General features: G+C 50.8%; 1 protein-coding gene. It reads left to right on the top strand.

Annotated features, from left to right (window positions below; translation table 11 throughout):
- Nucleotides 1-36 precede the first annotated feature (36 nt).
- A partial coding sequence (locus D1646_RS07870) for a phage replisome organizer N-terminal domain-containing protein (protein WP_201754596.1) occupies nucleotides 37-461 on the top strand: 425 nt, incomplete at its 3' end.

The following is a 461-nucleotide window of genomic DNA, read 5'->3' as shown; positions in this document are numbered from 1 at the left end:
GCCCGCAACGGCGATTCTACAAAGGAGTTTTACCCTATGGCTGAAAACAGGAGATTTTACTATCTCAAACTGAAAGAAGGTTTCTACAACAGCGAGACTATGGTCGTCCTGGAAAGTATGCCGGATGGCCTGCTGTACTCGAATCTGCTGCTGAAAATGTACCTTATGTCCCTGAAAAGCGGCGGAATCCTCATGCTCAACGAGCATCTTCCCCATACTGTCCAGACCATTGCCACATTCACCCGGCACCAGATTGGGACGGTAGAGAGGGCGATTAAAGTTTTCATGGAATTTGGCCTTGTGGAAGTCCTGACCGACGGCGCTTTCTACATGGCGGATATTCAACTGCTGATTGGTCAGTCCTCTACCGAGGGCGAGAGAAAGAAGCGGGAGCGGACGCGGTTGCAGCGTCAAAAATTGCTGCCCTCCGGTAAAGTGGACATTTGTCCACCCATAGACCA

This window comes from Pseudoflavonifractor sp. 60 (assembly GCF_009911645.1).
In the GTDB taxonomy this organism is placed as follows: Bacteria; Bacillota; Clostridia; order Oscillospirales; family Oscillospiraceae; genus Lawsonibacter.
This window is presented reverse-complemented; position numbering and strand designations above follow the sequence as displayed.